The organism is Rhodococcus sp. PD04, assembly GCF_035918275.1.
GTDB lineage: Bacteria > Actinomycetota > Actinomycetes > Mycobacteriales > Mycobacteriaceae > Rhodococcus > Rhodococcus rhodochrous.
Genome location: NZ_CP142143.1, coordinates 2,167,308 through 2,186,727, shown reverse-complemented (window position 1 = coordinate 2,186,727; position 19,420 = coordinate 2,167,308). Strand labels below are relative to the sequence as shown.

The window sequence follows — 19,420 nt, the reverse complement described above, 5'->3', positions numbered from 1 at the left end:
GCGCGCTACCTTATCGGGCTGGTGGGGCCGGTGATGTGCGTGCGCCCTGCACGGCCCGCAGCGCGACGTCGAGCAGATGGGGGTCGGCGCCGTCGAGCCAGTGGATGCGCGGGTCGCGGCGGAACCACGAGCGTTGCCGTCGCACGTAGCGACGGGTCCCGATGAACGTCCGCTCGCGCGCGTGGTCGAGATCGTATTCGCCGTCGATGCACGCGAGGACCTGCGCGTAACCGATCGCACGACGCGCGGTGACACCCTCGCGCAGGCCGGCCTCGAGGAGCCCGTGCACCTCGTCGACGAGGCCGCGTTCGAACATCAGGTCCGTGCGCTGCGCGATGCGGTCGTCGAGTTCGGCGGTGTCGCGGTCGACGCCCACGATCACGGTGCCCCAGCGGGGCTCACCGATCGTCGGCTGCGACGCCGCGAACGGTTGCCCCGTCAGCTCGACGACCTCGAGCGCGCGGACCATGCGGCGACCGTCGGTGGGCAGGATCGTCGCCGCGGCGGCGGGATCGGCGCTCTGGAGGGCCCGGTGGACCGCGGCGAGCCCTTCGGTCTCGAGCACGGCCTCCCACTTGGCACGGACCTGCGGATCCGTCGCCGGGAACTGCCACTCGTCGAGCAGTGCCTGCACGTACATCATCGATCCGCCGACGACGATCGGGACACGACCGCGCCCGAGGATCGCCTCGACGTCGGCGCTCGCGGCCTGCTGGTAGCGGGCCACCGTCGCGGTCTCGGTGACGTCGAGGACGTCGAGCTGATGGTGCGGGATGCCGCGACGCTCGCCGGGTGCCAGCTTGGCCGTCCCGATGTCCATCCCGCGGTACTGCTGCATCGCGTCGATGTTGACGATCTCGCCACCGAGCGTCTCGGCGAGATCCAATCCGAGATCGGACTTACCCGTGGCCGTGGGGCCCACCACCGCGATCGGGACGAGCGTGTCGGCGGAGCCGGTGCTTCCGGCGCTCACGGTGTCCAGATCCCCACGTGGTAGCCCACGCCGTAGGGCGCGGCGGAATAGGTGACGGACGCCGAGCGCGGGCGTTCGCCGAGGGTCGCCGCCAGGACGTGCCAGGCAGCGCGTCCGGTCAGTTTGATGTCCGAACACAGGTCGGGGTCGAGCGCTGCGAGCACCTCCGGGTCGCCGGCGCCGAGTGCCGCCGCCAGGGCCGCCTCGACCTCCTCCGCGCGCGGATCGTAGGCGCCGGGCGCCTTGGCCGTGAGAGTCGTCGCTCCGTCCGCGACGACGAGCAGCGCTCGCGGCAGATCGTCGCGGTCGAGCTCCTCACGCAGGTCGCGGCCGAGATCGGCGCAGTGCGAGGCCTCCGCGTCGGCGGCCACCACATGGGTCGTCACGCGGGTGCCGGGGGCCGTGCGGTCGCGGATCCAGCCGGCCACCAGAGCGGTCAACGCGAGCGCGGGATCGGGTTCGCCGGCGGCCTCGGGACCGAGCCGGACCGTGATGTCGACACCGAATCCGAGGAAGGTTCCGCACGCGGTGGAGGGAACGGTCTGCTCGGCCGCCTCAGCGCCCACGACCACCCATTCCGCGGCACCGGACAGGGTGCGACCGACCTCGAGAACCGCCTCGCGCAGATCGTCGGTCTCGGACGCGGCGAGACCGGTCAGCTCGGGGACGAGCAGCGGTGGGGACGGCACGAACGCCGCGGCGGTCAACACATCGGCAACCGTAGTCCACCGGACCCGGCGCCCTGCATCGACACGACCTGTTTCAATAGTGGGCGGACACGATCGCGGAGCCCCGGGATCGACCGGCGGTAGACCCATGCGACCAGGCAGCCGTGCCGCGCGGCAGAGATGAGGTATCGATGAGCGACCCGAACGCACAGGACCGAACCGGCGAGTCGACGCAGGAGCGGACCCCGCGTCCCGGTCCCGCCACACCCCGAGCCCATGCTGCAACGCCCGGCCCTGCCGGTCGGGACACCGGCGGTACCGCCGCCCGCGACAACGGCAGTTCCACCGCAGCACCCCCGAAGCCGCATCCCGTCGCGGCTCAGACGCACCCCCACGTCCCGACGGTGCCCGCGAGCGATCCGAGTCGGTTCGGCCGCGTCGACGAGGACGGCACCGCATGGGTCCGCACGAGCGACGGCGAGCGGTGCATCGGATCGTGGCAGGCAGGCGACGCCGCCGAGGGCCTCGCGCACTTCGGACGCCGCTACGACGATCTCGCCACCGAGGTGGCGATCCTCGAGACCCGCTTGACCTCCGGCACCGCCGACGTGAAGAAGACCCGCGCGGCCGCCGAGGCACTGGCCGAGTCGTTGCCGACCGCCGCCGTCATCGGCGACCTCGATGCGCTCGCCACCCGGCTCGCCGCGATCATCGAACACTCCGAAGAGGCCGCAGCTCTCGCCAAGCAGGAGAAGGAACGCCGGCGCGCCGAGAGCACGGCCCGCAAGGAGACCCTCGCAGCCGAGGCCGAGACGATCGCCGCCGAATCCACCCAGTGGAAGGCCGCCGGCGACCGGTTGCGCGAGATCCTCGAGGAGTGGAAGACGATCCGCGGGGTCGACCGGAAGGTCGACGACGTGTTGTGGCGTCGCTACTCGAAGGCACGAGAGGCGTTCAACCGGCGTCGCGGAGCCCACTTCGCCGAGCTCGATCGCGAGCGCGCCGCGGCGAAGAGCCGCAAGGAGGAACTCGTCGCCCGGGCCGAGGAACTGCAGAACTCCACCGACTGGGGTGCCACCGCCGCGGCCTTCCGCGACCTGCTCGCCGAGTGGAAGGCGGCCGGACGCGCACCCAAGGACGCCGACGACCAGCTGTGGAAGCGGTTCAAGGGCGCCCAGGACGTCTTCTTCGCCGCGCGCAACGCCGCGAACGCCGAGCGCGACGCCGAGTACGAGGAGAACGCCCGCGCGAAGGAAGCCCTGCTCGAGACTGCCTCCTCGATCGACCCGTCGGCCGATCTCGAAGGTGCCCGGGCCCGTCTGCGCGAGTTGCAGGACCAGTGGGAGGCGATCGGCAAGGTGCCGCGCGACCGCATGCACGATCTCGAGGGTCGTCTGCGGGCCATCGAGAAGAAGGTGCGTGAGGCCGCGGATTCCGAGTGGCGCCGCACCGATCCCGAAGCCCTCGCGCGTGCGGCCCAGTTCCGTGAGCGGGTGCGCCAGTTCGAGGAGCAGGCCGCCAAGGCGACCGCGGCGGGCCGGGCGAAAGAGGCCGAGAAGGCTCTCGCCCAGGCCGCGCAGTGGCGCGAGTGGGCCGACGCGGCCGAAGGCGCCGTCGGCGAGCGCTGACCCCGGACATCCGAAACGGACGATCCCCCTCTCCCGGTCGGGAGAGGGGGATCGTCGCTTCGTGCGGGAGGCGTCAGACCTCGGGGTCGTCGCGCATCAGGCGGGGCCGTTCGTGCTGGGCCGCGACCTTCCGCAATTCGGCCTCGGCCTCGAGCTGGGCCGAGGTCCGTGCCCACACCACACGGGCCCAGTGGAAGACGACGACCATCACGGCGAACCAGCCGATCACGAGACCGAATCCCGGTCCGGCGGCGGACGACTCGACGGGCAGGGTCTGCCGCGACCAGATCGCGAGCATGCCGAAGACGATGGTCACGGCCGAGCCGGCCAGGGACACCCACGCCAGCGCCCACTTGCGGGTGACGAGCGCGAGGATCGAGCCCAGACCGGCGAAGACCACGGCGAAGCCCACGAACAGCCGTGACGGGAGACCGATCTCCTCGGCGGTCGCGTCCGGGGCGAAGGACAGTACCTCCCACCCGTTGGCGGATCCGGCGTGGGGCAGGCTGAAGGTCGCCAGCAGGATCAGGACCGCGATCGCGACGAACATCGCCCGGGCGCCCGGGTCGATGTCGCTCGCCACCTTCCGTTCGGCGGCTTCGAGTTCGGCGCGTACGTCACCCGTCGCGTGGTGATCGTGCGGCTTGTCGGTGGTCATGCGTTGCATCCCATCTGAGGCGGCAGCGGGTCCGGGACGCCGATGCTCGGCAGTCCGAGTCCGACACCGATCGGCGGTGTCTTGGGCAGCCGGCCCTGTTCGAAGTGGTCGCCCGCACGTGTGCGGCGGTGCGTGAGGATCGGGGTGTCCGCGACGAGGTGGTGCGGCGCGGCGTCGCTGACGACGATCGTGACGACGTCGCCGGGACGCACCGAGGTGTCGATCGCGCCCTCGGGACGGAAGTGGACGAGGCGGCCGTCGCGGGCACGCCCGCTCATCCGGGCGGTCTCGGCGTTCTTGCGGCCCTCCCCCGCTGCGACGAGCAGTTCGACCTCGGTGCCGACGAGTTTGCGGTTCTCCTCGAGGGTGATGCGTTCCTGCAGCGCGATCAGACGGTCGTAACGCTCCTGCACCACGGCCTTGGGGACCTGCCCCTCCATGTCGGCTGCGGGCGTGCCGGGGCGCTTCGAGTACTGGAAGGTGAACGCGCTGGTGAAGCGCGCCTTCTCGACGACCTCGAGGGTCTGCTGGAAGTCCTCCTCGGTCTCACCGGGGAAGCCGACGATGATGTCGGTGGTGATCGCCGCGTGCGGCATCGCGGCACGGACCCGCTCGATGATGCCCAGGAAGCGTTCCTTGCGGTACGAGCGGCGCATGGCGCGCAGGATCCGATCGCTGCCGGACTGCAGCGGCATGTGCAGCTGCGGGCACACGTTGGGGGTCTGCGCCATGGCGTCGATGACGTCGTCGGTGAACTCCGCCGGGTGCGGGGAGGTGAAGCGCACCCGCTCGAGCCCCTCGATGTCGCCGCACGCGCGCAGCAGCGACGCGAAGGCGCCCCGGTCGCGGGGCTGCTCCGGATCGGCGAAGGACCGGCCGTAGGAGTTGACGTTCTGGCCGAGCAGTGTCACCTCGAGCACGCCCTCGTCGACGAGCGCCTGCACCTCGGCGAGGATGTCGCCCGGGCGCCGGTCGACCTCCTTGCCGCGCAGCGACGGCACGATGCAGAAGGTGCACGTGTTGTTGCAGCCGACGGAGATCGACACCCATCCGGCGTACGACGACTCACGCTTGGCGGGCAGCGTCGACGGGAACGCCTCGAGGGCGTCGAGGATCTCGACCTCGGCGCGGCGGTTGTGCCGTGCGCGTTCGAGCAGGGCGGGGAGATTACCGATGTTGTGTGTGCCGAAGACCACGTCGACCCAGGGCGCCTTCTTGACGACCGTGTCGCGGTCCTTCTGGGCGAGGCAGCCTCCGACAGCGATCTGCATGTCGGGGTTGTCGTCCTTGACCGGACGCAGATGACTCAGATTGCCGTACAGCTTGTTGTCGGCGTTCTCCCGCACCGCGCAGGTGTTGAAAACCACCAGATCGGGTGACGCACCGGGCGCGGCCTTGGTGAAGCCGGCGTCCTCCAACAACCCCGACAGACGCTCGGAGTCGTGTACGTTCATCTGACAGCCGTAGGTGCGGACCTCGTAGGTCCGGGCACCGGTACGGGGGGCTTCTTCGTCGATCAGTGACACGTCTCAGGGTATCTCACCTCGGTGGGCCCTCTTCCCTCGCGCCGACCGTGCGGGCTCCGTCGAGGTATCCGTTACTGCTCGTGCAGTAAAAATCCCGTGACGCGTGCACCGAAGGTGTCCCGAAATGCGAAGTCTCGGGGGTCGGACGGCATAGGGTCTGCAGATATGACATCAGCGGCAGCCGGAACGGATCGTCCGTCCGAGAAGTCGGACACCAACTCGTCCATGATCTCCATGAACGGGGTGAACAAGCATTTCGGATCCCTGCACGTACTGCAGGACATCAACCTCGAGATCCCGCGAGGACAGGTCGTCATCGTCGTCGGCCCGTCGGGTTCGGGTAAATCGACCCTCTGCCGCACCATCAACCGGCTCGAACCGATCGACTCGGGAGAGATCCACGTGGACGGCACCCTGCTGCCGGAGGAGGGCAAGGCACTCGCCCGCCTGCGTTCGGACGTCGGCATGGTGTTCCAGTCGTTCAACCTGTTCGCCCACAAGACGATCCTCGAGAACGTCATGCTCGGCCCCATCAAGGTGCGCAAGATCAAGAAGGACAAGGCCCGCGAGTCGGCGATGCAGTTGCTCGACCGGGTCGGGATCGCCAACCAGGCCGACAAGTACCCGGCGCAGCTGTCGGGTGGTCAGCAGCAGCGCGTCGCAATCGCACGCGCGCTCGCGATGAACCCCAAGGTCATGTTGTTCGACGAGCCCACCTCCGCCCTCGACCCCGAGATGGTCCAGGAAGTCCTCGACGTGATGACCTCCCTCGCGAAGGAGGGCATGACGATGGTCGTGGTCACCCACGAGATGGGATTCGCCCGCAAGGCCGGCGATCGCGTGCTGTTCATGGCCGACGGCCGCATCATCGAGGACACCGATCCCGAGACCTTCTTCACCGCACCGAAATCCGATCGCGCCAAGGACTTCCTCGGCAAGATCCTCAGTCACTGACCTTTCCCCGCATCCGACGGGCCGCCCGGCCCGCCGGACGTAGTTCCGAACCGCACCGGAGGTATTCGATGAAATTGTCCCGCTCCATCCGCCTGGGCATCGGCGCCGTCGCCGTGGCAGTGGTCGCCACGGCGTGCGGTGGCGACGAGACGCGCAGCGTCTCGCAGTCCGCGGAGAACGGCACCCTGACGGTCGGTATCAAGTTCGACCAGCCGGGCCTGGGCCTGCGCAACCCGGACGGTTCGTTCAGCGGGTTCGACGTCGAGGTCGCCGAGTACGTCGCCGGCCAGCTCGGTGTCCCGCCGGAGAACATCACCTTCAAGGAGGCTCCTTCGGCCCAGCGCGAGACGCTCATCCAGAACGGTGAGGTCGACTACGTCGTTGCGACCTACTCGATCACCGATGCCCGCAAGGAAAAAGTGGACTTCGCAGGCCCGTACTTCATCGCCGGACAGTCGCTCCTCGTGCGCGCGGACGAGACCGAGATCACCGGTCCCGAGACGCTCAGCGGCGGCAAGCGCCTGTGCTCGGTGGCGGGTTCGACCCCGGCCCAGAACGTGAAGGACAACTACGCGCAGGACGTCCAGCTCCAGGAGTTCGACACCTACTCGCTGTGTGTCGAGGCGCTGCGCAACGGTGCGGTCGACGCGGTGACCACCGACGACATCATCCTCGCCGGTTACGCCGCACAGAGCCCGGGCGACTTCAAGGTCGTCGGTGAGCCGTTCACCACCGAGCGCTACGGCATCGGTCTCGCCAAGGGCGACGACGAGTCGCGCAACGCGATCAACGACGCGATCGAGGAGATGATCGCCAGCGGTGCATGGGAGGCCGCATTCCAGGAGACCGTCGGCGCCTCGGGCTACGAGCTCCCGGAGCAGCCCAGCGTCGATCGTTACTGAGTGTCGATCGTCACCGCGCACGGGTATCACCACCCGTCACGTCCGCCGGTGCGGCCGGTCCGTGAGTCCACGGACCGGCCGGACCGTTCCGGACTCCCATCCGTCCCCTCGATCCCGGAGTGACCTGTGGATCTGTTGAGCAAGTACAGCAGCCAGCTACTCGACGCGTTCTGGACCACGATCCAGTTGACCGTCATCTCGGCGATCGGTGCACTGATCCTCGGAACGATCCTCGCCGGAATGCGTGTGTCCCCCATCCCCGTGGCGCGTGCCGTCGGCACCGCCTACGTGACGATCTTCCGTAACACCCCGCTGACCCTGATCATCATCTTCTGCCTGTTCGGTCTGTCCCAGACACTCGGTATCAAACTGGCTTCGGAGTCGTCGCCGACATTCCTGGTGGACAACAACTTCCGGCTCGCCGTGCTCGGCCTGAGCGTCTACACGGCGGCGTTCGTGTGCGAGTCGCTCCGCTCGGGCATCAACACGGTCTCGCTCGGGCAGTCGGAGGCCGGCCGCTCGCTGGGCCTGACCTTCAGCCAGAATCTGCGCCTGATCGTCCTTCCGCAGGCGTTCCGCGCGGTCATCGCCCCGCTCGGTTCGGTGCTCATCGCGTTGACCAAGAACTCGACGATCGCCTCCGTCATCGGCGTGTCCGAGGCCTCGCTGCTGATGAAGACGATGATCGAGAACGAAGCGGCCATCTTCGTCGTCGGTGGCATCTTCGCGCTCGGATTCGTCATCCTCACCCTTCCCACCGGCCTGTTCTTCGGTCGGCTCAGCAAGCGATACGAGGTCGCCCGATGAGTGCACACGGAACCGTTCTCTACGACGCACCGGGACCCCGCGCCAAGGCGCTCTACCAGATCCTGTCGGTGGTCGTGGCCGTGCTCCTCGTCGTCGCCGGCTGGATCGTCTACCGCGCACTCGACGCCAACGGGCAGTTGACAGCGGCCAAGTGGGAGCCGTTCGTCGAATCGTCCAGCTGGACCACCTATCTGCTGCCCGGCATCCGCGGCACGATCATCGCGGCCGTCGCATCGATCGTGCTGGCACTCGTGCTCGGCACGGTCCTGGGCATCGCGCGCCTGTCCGACCACCGGTGGGTCCGCTGGATCGCCGGCGCGATCGTCGAGTTGTTCCGCGCCGTCCCGGTGCTGATCCTGATGATCTTCGCCTACCAGGTGTTCGCCGAGTACCGCGTCTTCAAGTCGGGGTATCTCGCGCTCGCGGCCGTCATCACCGGCCTGACCCTGTACAACGGCTCGGTCATCGCCGAGATCGTGCGCGCAGGCATCAGGTCGCTCCCGCGCGGTCAGAGCGAGGCGGCCTTCGCGATCGGCATGCGGAAGAACCAGCTCATGCGGCTGATCCTGCTGCCGCAGGCCGTCACGGTCATGCTCCCGGCGATCGTGTCGCAGATGGTGATCGCGCTCAAGGACTCGGCGCTCGGCTACCTCATCGGCTATGTCGAAGTGGTGCGTTCCGGCCAGCAGCTCGGCGCGTTCTTCCAGAACTACCTGCCGTCGCTGCTGGTGGTCGCTGCGATCATAATCATCCTCAACAGCGCGCTGACGCAGTTCGCGGTCTGGCTCGAGAAGCGTCTGCGATCCGGAAAGCGCAAGAAGGGTGCCGTGCCGGCCGAGGATCCGGGAACCGTTCCGACCATGACGGTGCCGGGCCTGGACCTGACCGGCGAGGGCCGGAAGTAACGCTTCAGTCGTGCGGGAGGTCGCTCGCGTCGGCACCGAACGTCGCGAGTTCCTCCCGCACGACGTCGAAGGCCATCCCCTGCGCGTAGCCGCGTCGGGCCAGCATCCCGACCAGCCGCCGTACCAGCTTGTCGCGTTCGGCCGCGATCTCGCGCCGGTCCCCCTCGGTGGGCAGCGGCGGCTGGGTACGGAGCTTCTTGCGGACCAGTTCGATCGCTCGCTCGCGTTCGTCGGCGGTGTCGATCTGCTCGAGGGCCGCGGCCGCATCGTCGGCGTCGATTCCCTTGCGGCGCAGTTCGAGTGCGATCGCGCGCTTGCCCTTCCCCGCATGCAGATGCCGTGACCGTGCCCACTGGTTCGCGAAATCCGCGTCGTCGATCAATCCGACCTCGGTGAGACGATCGAGGGCGCGCTCCGCGACGTCGGACGCGAAACCCTTCTGCTCGAGCTTCGTCGCGAGTTCGGATCGGCTGCGTGCGCGATCGGTCAGCAGACGGAGGCAGACGTCCTTGGCCTGCGCTTCGGTGCCACCGCCGGGCAGTTCCTGCTCGGTGCGGGCCGAGCGACGCCGTCCGCGTCGTTCGCGCCGTGCTTGGGGCCGTCGTTCCTCGGGGTCGTCCATGACGCGCACAGTAACCGGACCCACCGACAGCGCAGTCGCGTGCGGATACGCCGCGGGGGCACGGACGCAACGTGCGTCCGTGCCCCCGCGGGTTCTGGGCGGTGACTAGAAGTCGACCGGCTCCTCGACATCGCTCGGATCGGTGAGAACGGCACCGATGCCGAGCTTCTCCTTGATCTTCTTCTCGATCTCGTCACGCACATCGGTGTTCTCGAGCAGGAACTTGCGGGCATTCTCCTTGCCCTGCCCCAGCTGGTCGCCCTCGTAGGTGTACCAGGAGCCGGACTTACGGATGAAGCCCTGGTCGACACCCATGTCGATGAGCGAGCCCTCCTTCGAGATGCCCTGGCCGTACAGGATGTCGAACTCGGCCTGCTTGAACGGAGGCGAGACCTTGTTCTTGACGACCTTCACACGGGTGCGGTTGCCCACCGCGTCGCCGCCGTCCTTGAGCGTCTCGATCCGGCGCACGTCCAGACGCACCGAGGCGTAGAACTTCAGCGCCTTACCGCCCGTGGTGGTCTCGGGCGAGCCGAACATCACGCCGATCTTCTCGCGCAGCTGGTTGATGAAGATCGCGGTGGTGCCGGAGTTGTTGAGCGCACCGGTCATCTTGCGCAGCGCCTGGCTCATCAGGCGGGCCTGGAGACCGACGTGGCTGTCGCCCATCTCGCCCTCGATCTCGGCGCGGGGCACGAGCGCCGCCACCGAGTCGATGACGATGATGTCGAGCGCACCCGAGCGGATGAGCATGTCGGCGATCTCGAGGGCCTGCTCACCGGTGTCGGGCTGGGACACGAGCAGGGCGTCGGTGTCGACACCGAGCTTGCGCGCGTAGTCCGGATCCAGGGCGTGCTCGGCGTCGATGAACGCCGCGATGCCGCCGGCGGCCTGCGCGTTGGCGACCGCGTGGAGGGCCACCGTCGTCTTACCCGACGATTCCGGGCCGTAGATCTCGATGACGCGCCCGCGCGGCAGACCGCCGATACCGAGAGCCACGTCGAGTGCGATCGACCCGGTGGGAATGACGGCGATGGGCGGACGGACGTCCTCGCCCAGGCGCATCACCGAGCCCTTACCGAAGCTCTTGTCGATCTGCGCGAGGGCGAGCTCGAGCGCCTTCTCGCGGTCGTGAGCCTGTGCTGCCATCTTGGTCCCCTTAATAGAATCTCGTCCTTGTTGTCGACGACGTTAGAACCCGGCACCGACAAGTTCGCTGTCGCGACCGCGGAAACGCCGCATCTGTGGATGGAATCACCACCTGTGGACAACACCCATCCGGCGCTCCCAGCATAGCCGAACACGTGTTCGAAATCCGGTCGCTTCGTGTACGTGAGGAATGGTCGCATCCCGGTCGGACAGAAAATCGACACCGGCACCGACTCCGGTCGGAACGCCCCGGCCGGTTCCGGGCCTACCGCCGTACGGGCGGGACGTCGAACTCGTCGCAGAGCGCGCGCCACACCTCGCGGGGTTCGCGCCCCGCCTCGATCGCCTCGGCCGCCGTCCGTCCACCGAGCGAGAGCAGCACATGATCGCGCAGCAGGGCATCGCCGTGCATCTGTCCGAACTCGTCCCGGACCACCTCGTAGAACTCCGTCAACCGCACCCCGACCACGGTAGTCGCGCGTGCTGCGGCACGACAGTCAGTCCACCGCGGCCTCGCATACCGCGACCGGATCCTCCACGTCACCGGCGCCGTCCGCGGCCGCACGCGCCGCGGCGGCGAAGTCCGGTGACGACAACACGGTGTCGATCGCGGAGCGGACCGCAGCCGCCTCGAGCGGACGGACCACCACCGCACTCCCCTGCCGTGCGGCGCGGTTCGCCAGCTCCCACTGATCACCGCCCCCGGGCACGATCACCGCCGGAACCCCCGCACTCAACGTCTTGGCAAGCATCCCGTGCCCGCCCCCGCACACGACGACATCGGCCTGCCGGAGCAGGACGTCCTGCCTGCCACGACCCGAGACGGCCCAGCTCGGAAGCGCCTGCTGCGGGGGATCGAGCATCGTCGCGGCGACCCGCATCCCGGCACCGTCGAGTGCGTCGCAGACCGTCTCGACCATCCCGGTCACCCCGGTCACCGCGGTCGACGGCGCGACCATCACGAGAGGTCCGTCACCCGGCGGCGGATAGAGGATCTCCGCGGTGGGTTCCCACAGCAGCGGACCGACGACGTGCGCGTGCCCGGGCCAGTCGGGGCGGGACACCTCGAGTGCCGGCAGGGTGGCGATCAGCCGGGCCCGGGGCCCGGGATCGCGCTCCGGCAGACCGATCCCGACGCGTGCGGCCGAACGCTCGCGCTCCCCCTGCCGCAGCGATCTCGCGGTCATCGCCCGCAACGCGGCGTCCCTCAACCGGCCCCGCACGCCCGTGCCCACATCGAGACCGCTGCCGATCGGCGGGAGCCCGCGCGACGGCAGGTACAACGGGTGCGGCGAGAGCTCGACCCACGGGATCCCCAGGCGCTCGGCGGCCATCCCTCCGCCGGCCGTGAGCACGTCCGCCACCACGAGGTCGGGTAGCAGGGCTCCGAGATCCGGGAGCATCTCGCTCGCGATGTGGGCGGCACGGGCGTGGATCTTCGCCCCCGCATCGCCGTCGTCGTCCCCGAGCCGGGGCGCGAGCCCCTTCAACTCCGCGAACGTCACACCGGGCACCTCGAGGCCGAGCCACCGTTCGCCCGTGAAGACGACCGCGTCGTGCCCGGCATCCGCGAGCCACAGCGACAACGCGATCGCCGGAATCGCATGACCCGCATCGGGCCCGGCCACCACCGCCACTCGCACGCGCACAGCCTGCCACATCCCGCACGCGCAGGACCGCACCACCTGTGCGCACACGGGACCGTACGGTCCCTCCCGCGGACGCGGGACAGGTGTCACCGCACCGTCGTGGGACGTCCCTTATCCCGCGAAGGTGTACAGCTCGAATCCGGCGGCCCGAGAGGCCGGAAAACCCGGCAGCGGTGCGGACGATCGCTCCACCTGCTCGCGGGCCTGCTCCTCGGCGCTCCTGTCGTCGAGGGCCTCGAGATAGCGGCGGTGCGCCGAGAGCGACTCGACCGCCACCTCGACCGTGTCGGTGACGTCCACCGCGTGCGTCGGAGACGTCGTGGCGACCGCCACCCACCGCACCCCGGGCCAGGCTTCGAGACCGGCCTCCGCGAGTTCCGGGAAGATCCACTCGTTCGCGGCGTCGGCGACGGCGTCGAGCACGGCCAGCCCGACCGCACGGTGGTCTGCACTGTTGAGGATGCCGGGGAACCAGGTGAGCCCGAAGTTCCCGGTCACCACCATCTCGGGTCGGTGTCTGCGGATGCTCGCCGCGATGTCGCGTCGCAGGTCGAGACCGGCGACGATGTGCCCGTCGCGGTGGCCGAGGAACTCCACGGAGTCCACGCCGACGATCCGCGCGGATTCGCGTTCCTCCGCCTCCCGCAGGGGGCCGCACTCCTTCGGGTCGAGCCCGGCGATCCCGGCCTCCCCGCTCGTCGCGAGGACGTAGCGCACCTGCTTGCCCTGCCGGGTCCATCGGGCCACGGCCGCGGCGGCACCGTATTCGATGTCGTCGGGGTGCGCGGCGATCACGAGTCCGTCCTGCCAGTCCTCCGGTACCGCCTCCACAGCTGCCCCCTTCGTCCTACAGACGTGTCAGGTCGTGCTTGTCACCTCCCGATACTGCCTTGTACAGCAGGTATCCGCCGAAGATCACGGCGCCGAGTACGAGAAAGCCGATCAGGTTGTCGAGCAGGGCGCCGAGGACGGCGAGGCCGACCCACACCACCGCGACGATTCCTACGATCTTCCAGAACATTGGGTACTCCCACCCTCGATGCCGGCCGCTTCCGCGCCGGACTCCGTTTGCTCGGTACGCCTCGATCCTGACAGCTCGGGCGACGAAAAACAGCAGGTCAGCACAGATATCAGGGAAAGATCAGGGGACACCCGGAGACGCACCCCGGTGTGGCCCGGGGCATCCGCAGACGGGTCGGTGACCCGCGGCACGTCGTCACGGCTTAGGCTCTACGGGTTCACCGTCCGATCGGAAGGCTGAGTAATCGTGTCCTCGTCCCGCCGTATCCCCGCGCGCGACCTCGCGCAGATCGCCGTCTTCGCCGCCCTGATCATCGCCCTGGGACTGCCCGGTCAGATCAGCATCGGTTCGTCCGGCGTGCCCATCACGCTGCAGACCCTGGGCGTGATGCTCGCGGGTGCACTGCTCGGCGCACGCAAGGGTGTCCTGTCGGTGCTCACCGTGATCGTGCTGGGACTGGCGCTGCCCGTACTCGCCGGCGGCCGCACGACCCTCACCTCGCTGGCCGGTCCCACGGTGGGCTTCCTCATCGGCTGGATCCCCGCCGTCGCCGTGATCGGCTGGCTGAGCATGAAGATGCTGCCGCGCTACCGCACGCTGCCGGGTGTGGCCGTCAACGTCCTCGGCGGCATCGTCGTGCTCTACGCCTTCGGTATCGCGGGCATGGTCCTGCGCACCGATCTCACGGTGTGGGCCGCCGCCGCTGCCAATGTCACCTTCCTGCCGGGCGACCTGGCCAAGGCGGTCGTCGCCGCGGCGGTCGCCGCCCAGGTGCACCGCGCCTACCCCGCACTGGCGGCACCGCGCATCGCACCCCGCCCCGCCGCGGATCCCGCGCACTGACGCCGCCGACCGACCGTCGATGAGCGAGATCCGATTCCGGGAGGTGCGGCACGCCTACGGCGACCGCACCGTCCTCGACGGGGTCGATGTCGTCCTCACCGAACGACGCGTCGGCATCGTCGGTGCGAACGGCAGCGGCAAGTCGACGATGGCACGGATGATCAACGGCCTGCTCGTCCCGTCGTCCGGGTCGGTGACCGTCGACGGCCTCGACACGGCCCGCAAGGGCCGGGAGGTCCGTAGGAAGGTCGGATTCGTCTTCACCGACCCCGACCACCAGATCGTCATGCCCACCGTGGCCGAGGACGTCGCCTTCTCGCTGCGGCGCAGCGGACTCGGCAAGGAGGAACGCGAGGCCCGGGTACGGCAGGTCCTCGCAGACTTCGGGCTCGCGGGACACCACGACCACCCCAGTCACCTGCTCTCGGGCGGTCAGAAACAGTTGCTCGCGCTCGCCGCGATCATGGTGACCGACCCGGCGGTGCTCGTCGCCGACGAACCGACGACGCTGCTGGACCTGCGCAACACGAAGCTCATCGCGCGCACCTTCGCGAGCCTGCCGCAGCAGGTGATCGCGGTGACCCACAATCTCGATCTCCTCGCCGACTTCGATCGTGTGCTGGTGGTGGACTCCGGGCGGATCGTCGCCGACGACGAACCGGCGTCCGCGCTCGCGTTCTACCGGAATCTGATCGGGTGAACACCTTCGGCCTCTACCACCCCGGACACTCGGTCCTGCACCGGCTTCCGGCGGGAGCGAAACTGCTCGCGGTCGCAGCGCTGATCCTCGCGCTGACCCTGTGGATCCGGCAGCCCTGGCAGGTGCTTCCCGCGCTGACACTGGCCGTGCTCGCGTACGCGGCGGCGCGCATACCTCCGCGTCTCGCCGTCGTGCAATTGCGGCCGCTGGTGTGGGTGCTGGCGATCATCGCAGCGTTTCAGGTCCTCGTAGCGGGGTGGGAACGGGCGGTCGTGATCTGCGGGTCGCTGCTCGTGGCGGTCGCTCTGGCCGCCCTCGTGACCCTCACGACGCGGACCACCGAGATGCTCGACGCGATCGTGCGGGCGGCCCGTCCCCTCGCGCGCGTCGGGGTCGATCCCGACCGGGTCGGACTCGTACTGGTGATGACCGTCCGCGCGATCCCGCTGATCGGCACCGTGATCACCCGCGTGACAGAGGCACGCAAGGCGCGCGGTCTCGGATTCTCGTTGCGGGCCCTCGTGGTTCCAGTGGTGGTGGGAGCGCTGCGCACCGCCGAGGCGATGGGTGAGGCCCTCGCCGCTCGTGGTGTGGACGACTGACAGGTGTCGACGACCGACGTGTTCGGCTCGCGGTGTCGATGACGGAAATGTTCCACCCCTCAGGGGCGGTAACGCTGCTCGATCTGCCCCAACTCGCGCCAGGACTGCGCCCAGCTCTCGAGCTTGTCGGAGGTGGCGATCAGTTCGGCGCGTCGCTGGTCGAGCACCGCCAGCGACCGGTTGCCCTCGGCGGTCGCGGCGAGGCGTGCGGCGGCGGCGACGAGTTCCTCGAACTGGTCGACACCCGTCCCGAGACGCTCGCCCGCGTCGACGATGGCAGCGGACAGATGGGTCTTCGCGGCCGCACTGCCCCGCGCGGCGGATTCGAGGGCCACGACATCCTCGACGACGGCATCGAGTGCGGCTGCGGCTGCGCGGGCCGCGTCGTCGATCTCGGTGAGGTCGTCGGGAGCCACGGAGTTCGACCGCACGAGCACACCGAGCAGACGTCGCAGGCTCTCCTCGTTCGCCGCGAGGCGTTCCATCGGAGCACGGGCGACCGAGCCGGCCGGTGGCAGCGACCGGCGACGCGGCGGCGGTGGGGGCAGCGGCACCGCATCGAGACGACGGAACGTGCGGACGGCGAGGACGGCGGGCACCGCGAGAGCCGCTGTCGCTCCCCCGGCCGCGACGAGCGTCCATTCGGGAGCCGACGCGACGGCGAGGGTCGCGGTGCCGATCGCAGTGGTGCCCGAGCCGGCACCGAAGAAACTCGCGCGTCGACGCGCGCGACGCTTCTTACGCCGCAAGCGGGCGGCGGGATCGCGCCAACGGCGCGCGGCCTCCATCGCGGTGTCGGTGGCGTCGCGGAACGCAGAGACGACCGAACCGGGGATGTTCCCGGTCCGGTCGTCTCCGGAGTCGTTCACGGCGGATCAGTTCCGAGGCGTACGGATCACCGGCCGGTGGTACCGGCCGCGTTCGGGGGCTCTTTGCGCGTGTCGACGGCAGGGTTGGCGGGAGTACCCGGAAGCGCCTCGCCCTTCATCGACGCCCGGATCTGCTCGAGGCGGCTGTGGCCGGCCATCTGGACGGTGGCCTGCTGCACCTCGAGCATGCGGCCCTGCACCGAGTTCTGGGCGAGCTCGGCCGAACCGAGAGCGTTGGCGTAGCGACGCTCGATCTTCTCGCGGACGGCGTCGAGGCTCGGAGTGGTGCCCGGAGCTGCGAGGGTGGAATCCATCGAGCGCAGCGACTCGCTCACGCGCTCCTGCATCTTGGCCTGCTCGAGCTGGCTGAGCAGCTTCGTGCGCTCGGCGACCTTCTGCTGCAGCGCCATGGCGTTCTGCTCGACGGCCTTCTTGGCCTGCGCGGCCGCCTGGAGCGACTGGTCGTGCAGCACCTTGAGGTCTTCGACGGACTGCTCGGCGGTGACGAGCTGTGCCGCGAAGGCCTCGGCCGCGTTCGTGTACTGGATCGCCTTCTCGGTGTCGCCCGCCGCCGTCGCCTGGTCGGCCATCATGACGGCCTGGCGAGCACTCGCGTTGAGCTTCTCGACCTCGTCCAGCTGGCGGTTGAGCTTCATCTCGAGCTGACGCTGGTTACCGATGACGGAGGCCGCCTGCTGCGAGAGCGCCTGATGCTGACGCTGCGCGTCCTCGATCGCCTGCTGAATCTGGACCTTCGGATCGGCCTTCTCATCGATCTTCGAGTTGAAAAGCGCCATCAGGTACTTCCAGCCCTTGACGAAAGGATTAGCCATGGGTGTGATCCTGCCTCCATCTGGTACGCCGCGCCGAACGCGACCCGGTACGCGGCCCTCGCGCCCCGGTTCGAAGATCGCCGGTCCGCTGCTACCCCCGACGACCCACCTGCCCCGGCCGGGTCCGTGCACGCACCACGCCCCGGTCGATGTCGCTTACGACCGTATCCGGCGAGGCCGGCACGGTTCGTGATCCATGTTAGGCGGCTGCCAGCGCCTGCGCGGCGGGTGCAGGGATCACCATCCGCGGCTCCTGCGCGAGCAACCCGGGCTCGGCGGTGGCGCCGTCGTCGGACCGCTCGGCGGATGCCGTGGCGGCTGCGGTGGTCTCCATGTCCGTGCGACGGTCGAGGCCGTCCGCCAGCAGACCGCTCACGTCGAACAGCACGTCGGACAGCGGGACCTCCAGTGCGTCGCAGATGGCCGCGAGCAGTTCGCTCGAGGCCTCCTTCCTGCCGCGCTCGATCTCCGAGAGGTAACCGAGGCTGACCCGGGCGCTGCTGGAGACTTCGCGCAGGGTGCGGCTCTGCGAAACACGGGTGCGCCGAAGGCTGTCACCGAGTGCCTCACGCAACAACAGCGCCATCCCATCCTCCTTCGTCCGTCGTGCCGACACCTCGTCAACGCACGACGACGCTGCGAGGTTCCCGCAGACCGATCGGACCTCGATACCGCGGTGTCCAGACATTACAACGCCGACGGCGGTTGCAGACGTCCGAGTAGTCCCGACACAGCGGTGTCGTCCGCGCCGGGCCCGATCCCGCACATCCCGCCCGTGGTTACCGGGCGTGGTTACCGGGCGTCCTCACCCACCGTGCGACCGTCGTCCGGCGTGTCCCGAGTGGCTGCGCCCTCCCCCGTGACGTCCTCCCCCGTGACGTCGTCTGCACGGCCGCTCTCGCTCCGGCGCACCCCGGTACGCAACCGGATCGCCTGGACCACGTAGTCGAGTCCCGTCACCACTGTCAGGGCGACCGCCAGGATCATCAGGCCGATCGCCACCGGTGCCACCGAGTCCGGCAGCGGCAGCAGGTAGACGCCGATCGCGAGCGTCTGTACCAGGGTCTTGAGCTTGCCGCCGCGACTCGCCGGGATCACGGCGTGCCGGAGCACGGCGAACCGCAGGGCGGTGATCCCCAGTTCCCGGGCCGCGATGATCCCGGTGACCCACCACGACAGGTCGCCGAGCAACGACAGGCCGACCAGCGCGGCACCGATGAGGGCCTTGTCGGCGATGGGATCGGCGAGTTTGCCGAAATCGGTGACGAGACCGTGCTTTCGCGCGAGTTGACCGTCGATCCGGTCGGTGATGGCGGCGATCGCGAAGACTCCGGTCGCCGCGAGCCTCCACACGGTGTCGTGCCCGTCGCCGACGAAGAGCAGCACCAGGAAGACCGGCACCAACGCGATCCGGCCCACCGTCAGGATGTTGGCGATGTTCCACAACGGCACCGGATCGTGCGGGCTCCCGGCGTGCGGTCCCGGTGCGGCGCCGCTCCCGCCCGACGCGGTGACATGCTGGCGGGGCGTGCTCATGTGCCCCACAATATCGGTAGCCGCACGCGCTACTGTTCACCGCATGACGACACCGCCGACGAACCACGACTCGAACGATCGAATGGTCGTCCGGCGCGCCCGAACCTCCGACGTGCCCGAGATCAAGCGGCTCATCGACATCTACGCGGGCAAGATCCTGCTCGAGAAGAATCTGGTGACCCTGTACGAGGCCGTCCAGGAGTTCTGGGTCGCCGAACTCGGAGGGCAGGTCGTCGGTTGCGGTGCCCTGCACGTGCTGTGGTCGGATCTCGGCGAGGTACGCACCGTGGCCGTCGATCCGTCGGTCAAGGGTCACGGCGCGGGTCACCTGATCGTCGCGCGCCTCATCGAGGTCGCCCGCGAGCTCGAGCTGGAACGATTGTTCGTGCTCACCTTCGAGGTGGAATTCTTTGCGCGGCACGGTTTCGCGGAGATCCAGGGGACTCCTGTGACGGCCGAGGTCTACGCGGAGATGTGCCGGTCGTACGATACGGGCGTCGCGGAGTTCCTGGACCTGAGCTATGTGAAACCGAACACGCTCGGGAACACCCGGATGCTCCTCACCCTCTGATCGA

At 69.0% G+C, this 19,420-nt stretch carries 23 protein-coding genes; 9 read left to right on the top strand and 14 right to left on the bottom strand.

The features are described 5' to 3' along the window. Positions 1 to 10: 10 nt before the first annotated feature. Together miaA and U9J23_RS10095 are read right to left on the bottom strand one after the other, a co-directional pair. Positions 11 to 973: a tRNA (adenosine(37)-N6)-dimethylallyltransferase MiaA gene (gene miaA, locus U9J23_RS10100; protein ID WP_085468041.1), complete on the bottom strand. Its 963-nt coding sequence runs from the start codon at positions 971 to 973 to the stop codon at positions 11 to 13. Then, positions 970 to 1,683, bottom strand: coding sequence for a hypothetical protein (locus U9J23_RS10095; protein ID WP_106199981.1), 714 nt, complete (start codon positions 1,681 to 1,683; stop codon positions 970 to 972). The genes miaA and U9J23_RS10095 overlap by 4 nt, the downstream gene beginning before the upstream one ends. Positions 1,684 to 1,832: 149 nt before the next feature. Between U9J23_RS10095 and U9J23_RS10090 the strand changes: the two genes are divergently transcribed. After that, positions 1,833 to 3,269, top strand: a complete 1,437-nt coding sequence (locus U9J23_RS10090) for a DUF349 domain-containing protein (RefSeq protein WP_085468039.1) — start codon at positions 1,833 to 1,835, stop codon at positions 3,267 to 3,269. Positions 3,270 to 3,342: 73 nt separating this feature from the next. Here U9J23_RS10090 and U9J23_RS10085 read toward each other — a convergent pair whose 3' ends face one another. Further along, entirely contained in the window at positions 3,343 to 3,936 is a 594-nt protein-coding gene (locus U9J23_RS10085) for an Rv2732c family membrane protein (protein ID WP_085468038.1), read from the bottom strand. Further along, positions 3,924 to 5,453, bottom strand: coding sequence for a tRNA (N6-isopentenyl adenosine(37)-C2)-methylthiotransferase MiaB (miaB, locus tag U9J23_RS10080; protein WP_085468037.1), 1,530 nt, complete (start codon positions 5,451 to 5,453; stop codon positions 3,924 to 3,926). Before miaB ends, U9J23_RS10085 begins: the two co-directional genes overlap by 13 nt. A 225-nt stretch (positions 5,454 to 5,678) precedes the next feature. Here miaB and gluA point away from each other — a divergent pair, with 225 nt between their 5' ends. The 4 genes from gluA (at position 5,679) to U9J23_RS10060 (ending at position 9,021) form a co-directional block, all read left to right on the top strand. Next, on the top strand, positions 5,679 to 6,407 hold the full coding sequence (gluA, locus tag U9J23_RS10075; RefSeq protein WP_174479586.1) for a glutamate ABC transporter ATP-binding protein GluA: 729 nt from the start codon (positions 5,679 to 5,681) through the stop codon (positions 6,405 to 6,407). Between the two features lie 68 nt (positions 6,408 to 6,475). Beyond that, the gene (locus U9J23_RS10070) at positions 6,476 to 7,309 is read left to right on the top strand and encodes a glutamate ABC transporter substrate-binding protein (RefSeq protein ID WP_059381249.1); all 834 of its coding nucleotides are present in this window, start codon (positions 6,476 to 6,478) and stop codon (positions 7,307 to 7,309) included. 126 nt (positions 7,310 to 7,435) lie between these two features. Next, positions 7,436 to 8,116 (top strand): amino acid ABC transporter permease, encoded by a 681-nt coding sequence (locus U9J23_RS10065; protein ID WP_059381248.1) that lies wholly within the window; start codon positions 7,436 to 7,438, stop codon positions 8,114 to 8,116. Then, on the top strand, positions 8,113 to 9,021 hold the full coding sequence (locus tag U9J23_RS10060) for an amino acid ABC transporter permease (protein WP_326602540.1): 909 nt from the start codon (positions 8,113 to 8,115) through the stop codon (positions 9,019 to 9,021). The genes U9J23_RS10065 and U9J23_RS10060 overlap by 4 nt, the downstream gene beginning before the upstream one ends. A gap of 4 nt (positions 9,022 to 9,025) precedes the next feature. On the opposite strand, the gene recX is transcribed toward U9J23_RS10060, so the two are convergent. The 6 genes from recX to U9J23_RS10030 form a co-directional block, all read right to left on the bottom strand. Beyond that, positions 9,026 to 9,643: a recombination regulator RecX gene (gene recX, locus U9J23_RS10055; protein WP_059381246.1), complete on the bottom strand. Its 618-nt coding sequence runs from the start codon at positions 9,641 to 9,643 to the stop codon at positions 9,026 to 9,028. Between the two features lie 105 nt (positions 9,644 to 9,748). After that, positions 9,749 to 10,792, bottom strand: coding sequence for a recombinase RecA (gene recA, locus U9J23_RS10050; RefSeq protein ID WP_059381245.1), 1,044 nt, complete (start codon positions 10,790 to 10,792; stop codon positions 9,749 to 9,751). Between the two features lie 265 nt (positions 10,793 to 11,057). After that, positions 11,058 to 11,252, bottom strand: coding sequence for a DUF3046 domain-containing protein (locus tag U9J23_RS10045; protein WP_059381488.1), 195 nt, complete (start codon positions 11,250 to 11,252; stop codon positions 11,058 to 11,060). 37 nt (positions 11,253 to 11,289) lie between these two features. Then, on the bottom strand, positions 11,290 to 12,435 hold the full coding sequence (locus U9J23_RS10040; RefSeq protein WP_326602890.1) for a glycosyltransferase: 1,146 nt from the start codon (positions 12,433 to 12,435) through the stop codon (positions 11,290 to 11,292). A gap of 117 nt (positions 12,436 to 12,552) precedes the next feature. Beyond that, a complete protein-coding gene (locus U9J23_RS10035) occupies positions 12,553 to 13,272 on the bottom strand; it encodes a PIG-L deacetylase family protein (RefSeq protein WP_085468032.1) in 720 nt (239 codons plus the stop codon). A gap of 16 nt (positions 13,273 to 13,288) precedes the next feature. After that, positions 13,289 to 13,462, bottom strand: a complete 174-nt coding sequence (locus U9J23_RS10030; protein ID WP_167388357.1) for a hypothetical protein — start codon at positions 13,460 to 13,462, stop codon at positions 13,289 to 13,291. A 246-nt stretch (positions 13,463 to 13,708) separates the two neighbouring features. Here U9J23_RS10030 and U9J23_RS10025 point away from each other — a divergent pair, with 246 nt between their 5' ends. From U9J23_RS10025 to U9J23_RS10015, 3 genes are read left to right on the top strand one after another with little or no spacing between them, the layout of a single operon-like run. Continuing rightward, a complete protein-coding gene (locus U9J23_RS10025) occupies positions 13,709 to 14,305 on the top strand; it encodes a biotin transporter BioY (protein WP_059381242.1) in 597 nt (198 codons plus the stop codon). 19 nt (positions 14,306 to 14,324) lie between these two features. Beyond that, the gene (locus U9J23_RS10020) at positions 14,325 to 15,005 is read left to right on the top strand and encodes an energy-coupling factor ABC transporter ATP-binding protein (RefSeq protein ID WP_016692684.1); all 681 of its coding nucleotides are present in this window, start codon (positions 14,325 to 14,327) and stop codon (positions 15,003 to 15,005) included. Then, complete coding sequence (locus tag U9J23_RS10015; protein WP_272266486.1) at positions 15,002 to 15,607, top strand: energy-coupling factor transporter transmembrane component T family protein; 606 nt, start codon at positions 15,002 to 15,004, stop codon at positions 15,605 to 15,607. Before U9J23_RS10020 ends, U9J23_RS10015 begins: the two co-directional genes overlap by 4 nt. A gap of 59 nt (positions 15,608 to 15,666) precedes the next feature. Here the strand turns inward: U9J23_RS10015 and pspM are convergent, their stop codons facing one another. The 4 genes from pspM to pgsA all read right to left on the bottom strand — a co-directional run bounded on the left by pspM (position 15,667) and on the right by pgsA (position 18,845). Beyond that, complete coding sequence (gene pspM / locus U9J23_RS10010) at positions 15,667 to 16,476, bottom strand: phage shock envelope stress response protein PspM (RefSeq protein ID WP_080968162.1); 810 nt, start codon at positions 16,474 to 16,476, stop codon at positions 15,667 to 15,669. A 26-nt stretch (positions 16,477 to 16,502) separates the two neighbouring features. Next, a complete protein-coding gene (pspA, locus tag U9J23_RS10005) occupies positions 16,503 to 17,309 on the bottom strand; it encodes a phage shock protein PspA (RefSeq protein WP_006551283.1) in 807 nt (268 codons plus the stop codon). 199 nt (positions 17,310 to 17,508) lie between these two features. Continuing rightward, complete coding sequence (locus U9J23_RS10000) at positions 17,509 to 17,895, bottom strand: helix-turn-helix domain-containing protein (protein WP_059381240.1); 387 nt, start codon at positions 17,893 to 17,895, stop codon at positions 17,509 to 17,511. Between the two features lie 206 nt (positions 17,896 to 18,101). Beyond that, positions 18,102 to 18,845 carry a CDP-diacylglycerol--glycerol-3-phosphate 3-phosphatidyltransferase gene (gene pgsA / locus U9J23_RS09995; protein ID WP_326602533.1) on the bottom strand — a complete coding sequence of 248 codons (744 nt, stop codon included), beginning with the start codon at positions 18,843 to 18,845 and terminating at the stop codon, positions 18,102 to 18,104. A 43-nt stretch (positions 18,846 to 18,888) separates the two neighbouring features. Here pgsA and U9J23_RS09990 point away from each other — a divergent pair, with 43 nt between their 5' ends. Beyond that, on the top strand, positions 18,889 to 19,416 hold the full coding sequence (locus tag U9J23_RS09990; RefSeq protein ID WP_016694603.1) for an amino-acid N-acetyltransferase: 528 nt from the start codon (positions 18,889 to 18,891) through the stop codon (positions 19,414 to 19,416). The last annotated feature ends 4 nt before the right edge of the window (positions 19,417 to 19,420 follow it).

Bases quoted from the DNA above. Each gene is read 5' to 3' on its own strand.
- recX (WP_059381246.1), bottom strand. From the start codon at position 9,643: ATGGACGACCCCGAGGAACGACGGCCCCAAGCACGGCGCGAACGACGC.
- U9J23_RS10060 (WP_326602540.1), top strand. From the start codon at position 8,113: ATGAGTGCACACGGAACCGTTCTCTACGACGCACCGGGACCCCGCGCC.
- U9J23_RS10090 (WP_085468039.1), top strand. From the start codon at position 1,833: ATGAGCGACCCGAACGCACAGGACCGAACCGGCGAGTCGACGCAGGAG.
- U9J23_RS10070 (WP_059381249.1), top strand. From the start codon at position 6,476: ATGAAATTGTCCCGCTCCATCCGCCTGGGCATCGGCGCCGTCGCCGTG.
- U9J23_RS10000 (WP_059381240.1), bottom strand. From the start codon at position 17,895: ATGGCGCTGTTGTTGCGTGAGGCACTCGGTGACAGCCTTCGGCGCACC.
- U9J23_RS10030 (WP_167388357.1), bottom strand. From the start codon at position 13,462: ATGTTCTGGAAGATCGTAGGAATCGTCGCGGTGGTGTGGGTCGGCCTC.
- U9J23_RS10020 (WP_016692684.1), top strand. From the start codon at position 14,325: ATGAGCGAGATCCGATTCCGGGAGGTGCGGCACGCCTACGGCGACCGC.
- U9J23_RS10085 (WP_085468038.1), bottom strand. From the start codon at position 3,936: ATGCAACGCATGACCACCGACAAGCCGCACGATCACCACGCGACGGGT.
- recA (WP_059381245.1), bottom strand. From the start codon at position 10,792: ATGGCAGCACAGGCTCACGACCGCGAGAAGGCGCTCGAGCTCGCCCTC.
- pspA (WP_006551283.1), bottom strand. From the start codon at position 17,309: ATGGCTAATCCTTTCGTCAAGGGCTGGAAGTACCTGATGGCGCTTTTC.
- pgsA (WP_326602533.1), bottom strand. From the start codon at position 18,845: ATGAGCACGCCCCGCCAGCATGTCACCGCGTCGGGCGGGAGCGGCGCC.
- U9J23_RS09990 (WP_016694603.1), top strand. From the start codon at position 18,889: ATGACGACACCGCCGACGAACCACGACTCGAACGATCGAATGGTCGTC.
- gluA (WP_174479586.1), top strand. From the start codon at position 5,679: ATGATCTCCATGAACGGGGTGAACAAGCATTTCGGATCCCTGCACGTA.